This window comes from Carboxylicivirga sp. (assembly GCF_982718395.1).
Map to the genome: position 1 here is coordinate 1 of NZ_CEXQWX010000257.1, position 5,544 is coordinate 5,544.

Annotated in this window: 5 protein-coding genes; 1 reads left to right on the forward strand and 4 read right to left on the reverse strand. The window is 39.1% G+C overall.

The genetic code is table 11. The features are described from left to right. Positions 1–502, forward strand: a 502-nt coding sequence (locus tag AC4MRQ_RS24680) for a PDDEXK family nuclease (protein WP_491200399.1), incomplete at its 5' end; no start/stop codon positions are given. A gap of 68 nt (positions 503–570) precedes the next feature. Here the strand turns inward: AC4MRQ_RS24680 and AC4MRQ_RS24685 are convergent. From AC4MRQ_RS24685 to AC4MRQ_RS24700, 4 genes are all read right to left on the reverse strand, one after another. Further along, positions 571–1,932: a peptide-N-glycosidase F-related protein gene (locus tag AC4MRQ_RS24685; RefSeq protein ID WP_491200400.1), complete on the reverse strand. Its 1,362-nt coding sequence runs from the start codon at positions 1,930–1,932 to the stop codon at positions 571–573. Positions 1,933–2,023: 91 nt separating this feature from the next. Next, complete coding sequence (locus tag AC4MRQ_RS24690; protein ID WP_491200401.1) at positions 2,024–2,671, reverse strand: hypothetical protein; 648 nt, start codon at positions 2,669–2,671, stop codon at positions 2,024–2,026. 73 nt (positions 2,672–2,744) lie between these two features. Further along, on the reverse strand, positions 2,745–3,920 hold the full coding sequence (locus AC4MRQ_RS24695; RefSeq protein ID WP_491200402.1) for an MFS transporter: 1,176 nt from the start codon (positions 3,918–3,920) through the stop codon (positions 2,745–2,747). A gap of 56 nt (positions 3,921–3,976) precedes the next feature. Continuing rightward, positions 3,977–5,269 carry an MFS transporter gene (locus tag AC4MRQ_RS24700; RefSeq protein WP_491200403.1) on the reverse strand — a complete coding sequence of 431 codons (1,293 nt, stop codon included), beginning with the start codon at positions 5,267–5,269 and terminating at the stop codon, positions 3,977–3,979. Positions 5,270–5,544: the final 275 nt, after the last annotated feature.

Sequence of the window (5,544 nt, forward strand, 5' to 3'; positions counted from 1 at the left end):
GGATGGTTACAGTGTGCGACATGAAATAGATGTGGTTGCTACTAATGAACACCGGCATATATTTGTTGAGTGTAAATTTCATAATTACCAGGGCACAAAAACCAATGTGAAAGTTCCGATGTACATCCGATCACGTTTTGATGACCTTAACCGGGTTCGAAACTTTGATGATCAACTAAAAAACACTAACACACAAGGCTGGATCATTACCAATACCCGATTTACCGAGGATGCCATAAAATTTGGTCGTGACTATGGCTTAACACTTTTAAGTTGGGATTATCCTGCTAAAGGAAATTTGAAAGACTGGATCGAACTGGAAAACCTCCATCCCATTACCTGTCTGTCGTCCATCACCCGTAAAGAGAAAAAGGAACTTCTGGGTAAAGGTATTGTGATGTGCCATGATTTGTACAACAGACTCAAACAACAGGAATCTTTGCCAATAAAACCCCGTAATCAAAGAGCTTGTAAAAGAGAATTACGGGATTTTATTGAATAGTATTGTTATTGATGCTAATCTTTTCCAAGGTTTAAAGTTTTGGAAATGCTTGTTTCTTCGAATGCTAATCAGTCGACTAAAACTGCATTAATTGGCTCGTTACTTTTCACTACCACGTAGCTCGAAATAGCATAATAGGCGTGTTTGTTGTCGGCCGAAGATTGCATATCATTGGTCCATGGGGCAAATACATATTTATAACAAAATGATTCGCCTGACATAGAGGTTAAAAATACATCATGCCGAACCGGTACTTCCATGCCCGGGCACCAGCCTGCGCGATCGGGCTGCCAGTTGCCACTCTGAGGACTGACTTTGTTACTGTTGCAGCCAATACCTTTTAACTCATGTGTGAAAAAAGGAGCATCTTCTATATGAATATGGTGTGTTCGGAAGCACCATTCGGCGCAAGGACGGTCATCACTATCTGCAGGTGTGGCATGTCCCCAACCACTTATGGTTGTGCGAAAACCTGTTTGTTCTACGCCTTCTGGGATCGTTACACATTTTTCGAGATCAAATGTATGCGTCTCACCATAAGGCACTCCTGCCAAACTGTGATTGGCATAATCAAGCAACTCATTAATCTGGTAATATTTATAATCAGGCATGCCTTCAACTATCTCAAAAGTCACATCCAAAAGCCAACCATCGGCACCCCATACTTCAATAAAGGATTTTAAGGTTACATTCCCTGTCAGTAAACTTTTAAAATCAGTTACATCAATAGGAAATCCTTTGACCACTTGGTGGTTGTCAACGCCATATGGCGTTATATAGCGTCCTAATTCCATCCAGTCATCCTTTGCCGGGTGTTTGATTCTGATATTGGCAAATACATCCCAGGCATTGCATCCACCATCCGGACACTTCAATTTAATATACATTGTAATGGATTCCACTTTATCAGGGTTGTTCGGAAAGGTAAACGTTCCTTCGGCTGATTGAGAATGTCCTCCACCAAATGCCAAACGCTGATCACTAAAAGTTTCAATGATGCGTAGTTTTTCAACAGCATTTGCAGTCAGGTGGCTGCTAAGCTCTTCTTTGATGTAGCCTGAAACAGTTAAGGAACCTTCCAGCGAACCTGTTTTAGAAGGTGAACAACGAACTTGCAATTCGGCGCCAGAATTGGCTTGCTGCGCTGTTATAGTAATTTCTGAACTAAAGGTGTTACCATCCAGAGATACCTCAAAGTTGTCAGAAGTTGTCGCAGTAATATCTTTAGTAATACCACTTCCAAGAATTCTGATTTCCTGCGCTGGTGACGGAGCATTGAGTCCAACAGTTCCAAAGTCAATGTTCATTCCAACAATGGTAATGAAACCGGGAGCACTTTCCTTTTTATCGGAACAACCGGTACTAAAACATAACAGAAAGAAAGTAAGAGCAGTTACTAATGTGATAAATACTTGTTTTGAAAATTTCATACATCATGGGTTTTAGTTAGCTTAAATTTTAACCGCCTAAATGTAGAAAACTAAACAAGTACTTATTGTTCGGTTGAAATAGAAGAGTGTTTTATGAACATTCGTCTGTTAAATCCAGAACAAACGCCTCTCCGTCTGTTCTGAATCCAATCTTTTGCAAATATTTCACATGCAAGGCGTTTTCAGATCGAGCACACAGTTGATTGATTCCTTTAACAGTTAATTCATCTCTAAATTTTCGAAGAAGATATTTACCTGTTTTGTAATCGCGATATTGAGGTGTTACATAATCCAATATCACATTAGCTTTGTTCTCCTGCGGTTTCGAAAGCAACATCACACCAGCTACTTTCATATCGCGTACAGCCATCAATACCTGACAATCATCTTTCTGGTCAATTTCAAATGAAGGAAAGAAACGTTTAATATCGTTAAGATGATAATTCAGAAATAGTTTCAGATATTCATCCTTTGCATCCAACCAAACACCTTCAAAAATTTCTTTCTTAAATAATAATGATCGCAGGTAATACAAGTTGAAAAAACAAATTAGCAGATTCATAATTCCAACCGGTAAAGCTCCGATATAGAAACCATAGAACGAAAATAAAGCCGCACCAATCAGGTTAAATATGCGAAGTTTAACAATGGATGATAAACTTAGTGATATTAAAACTAACGTTGAAGCTGCGTAGCCGATCCATTCGATAAGGGGTAATTCAAAGTAAACTGTACTCATAAGTTGGGCTTTGGTATATGTGCCTGAAGCACTATGTTTGTTAAAAATGTGGCGTCGAAAATAATAAAAATGTCTAAGATTGATCTTTTTCTAACGATCTCAGGAATAAAAAGATACTCGAACCTGTCAGTACCATAAAGATGATCCCTATAATTATAAAGGCTTGACTCAATGTCAACCGGTCGGTCATATAACCAAATAATGGTGCCAGAATAGAGAAGTTGGCCCTGATAATCAGGCTTCGTAAAGACAAAACTGTTGCCCGAATGTCAGATGATGTGATACGATTGATATAATCCTTTAAAACAGGTGTGGCAATACCCCTCGAAAAATAAAAGAAGACAAGAACAGGTAATACATATAGAGAATGTAGTAAACCAGCTGCGATGAAAGCTCCTGTAATCACGAGAGTGGTTCCCCATACTGTTGATTTGGGCCGCAGCTTCTGTTCTATCCTATAAGCAAAAAGAGTTGTCATACCCACCACCAGGTTTAAAACGGTGCTTGCCGATCCGATATGAATCTCCCTGAAGCCGACCTCCTTTAAATAAAGCGGATACACCCAGGCCATAGTTAGGGTAGCTGATCCGATAATCGATGAATAGATAATATTATAACGTAAGCTGCGATTCGTGACCATGGCATATTTCACCACATTCATGATATCTTTCCACGTAGCCTTTTGTGTGCGCGTATATAATTGTGGCTCAACCAGCATAAAGGCAGCCGGCACGGCAATAAAAGCTATACCTGTCTGGAAAAAGAAAGGTGTGCGTAAGCTGATTTCAGCCAAAGCACCCCCCATAAAACCAGCAATGGCTTCGCTAAAGTTACCAACGGAAAAGTTTCGACCTTCATATTTCAGGTAATCATTCTCACGCCCGTCAGCCTTTAAACTATCATAAAGCATCGCTGAATCGGCACCACTGATAAAGCTCTGACCAATACCTAAAATTAATTCTGCAGCCAAAAATGCATAAAAACCGGAAGTGAAGGAGTAAATCGCAAAACCTAATGTCCCAAGAATGCTTCCAATAATCAAGGTTCGTCTACGTCCTAACACGTCAGCCGCATATCCGGATGGAATCTCAAATACAACAATGGCAATACTATAAATGGCCTTTAACTGAAACGACTCTTCAACAGTAAATCCTAAATCCTGGAAAAACAGCATCAGAATTGGCATGGTCAGCATAAACCACTTGGCAATTTTGATCAGATAAAGTTTTGTGATATTACCGGAATACATGCTTTTATATTGTTTTGGGTTTTTAAGTTCTGAGTTTTGGGTTTGTCCTCCCCACTCTATCCAAATTCTTTTGCTTTTGAAAAATACTTTTCTGAATAAATCATTAATATTATTGCTATTACCAACAAGGCAATTCCTACGGCATAAGTAAAACTAAACCCGTACCATTCATACAGTTTGATACCAATTATGGGTGCAAACAATGCTCTGAAACCTGTAAGAAACAAATGAACCGACTGGTAATCTGCTGCTTCATGTGGCTTACAAAAGTAACTACTACCAATACCCCATAAAATGGGCATACTGCCTGTAAATACTCCATTAAAGAACAAAGCCACTAAAAACAGATAATATAGTTTATAGTTCCAAACTTCAACATAATATGGGAAGTACTCGGTTAATGCCGTAAAGGCAATAAACAGCATCAGTGAACCAAAGGTGATGATAGCAAATCGTCGTGGATCACGACTACCGATCAATTTTCCAAATAGCGGTAATAATAAAATGGCAACCAGGTTAAACAAGATATTATAAAATGCCACAGTTGGATAGTTAACATCCAGTGCTTCCTTATAAAAGATGGTTACTACGGCATGGGTGCTCATCCAGGCAAAACCATATAAGATAAAACCAATCTCCAAATGCCTGAAAGGCTTGTTGTTTCTTAATATCTCAAGAATTCGCTTAAACGAATCACCGACCGCATGCCAGATCGGTTTTGTTATTTCTTCAGCTTTTTGGATAAAATCAATTTTGGTTAGCTGGTAAACCGAAACTACACCTAACACGCCTACTACCGGATAAAAAAGCTTGTATGAATTAGGATTATAGTGCAACAATTCACCAACCAGGAAAGTAGATGCCAGTACGCATATCTTATTCAATGTAGTAGCATAGCCAAAAAGCTTCCCGAATAATTCGTGCCGGTAATTGCCTTTCAGATACTGATTAATGGATGGTACAACCGCAATTTTTGATGTATAAAACAATAGAAACACGCTTAGGAATATCAGGTGATAGATCGGCGATAAACCATTTTCACCTGTCACGTTGGGAAAAAGTGCAAAACCAACCAATGGTAAACGTGTAATAATGCCGGTAACTCTTAAAAACCGTTTACGGTTAGTAAAGCGTCGCATTACCTCATTGGCCAGCATGGCAAATAAAAACACCACCATGCTAAACTGGAATAAAAATGCCAGCTGCACGTTGGAGCCTTTAAGCGATTTTATAAAAATAAACTCATTGAGTATCAAAGCTCCGCTCGCTATGCCGTCGATACTGCTATAAAACAGGTGTAGTCGAAATGTACGGGCTTCCTTTGCACTCAGTTTATTGAAAATATTCATAGCCCGCAAAGGTAAGATTTTTTGGTGTTGCTCAAATGACGGATTTATACCCAAACAGGGTAATCATATATAATTTTTATTCTCACGACGTCAGCTCAAGCCGCAGTGGCTTTTACTTTAGTTCACGAATTTAATTTTTGGCGTTCATGATTTTCGCTCTGCTACAATTCTTCCTTCAGTTGAAGAAAGTAAACAAAGAAAACCGCCGACTGGGTCCTCACTTACCCACCTTTGTTTTGTTGATGAGAAATAAAGAACTCGCTACGCTTCAAACA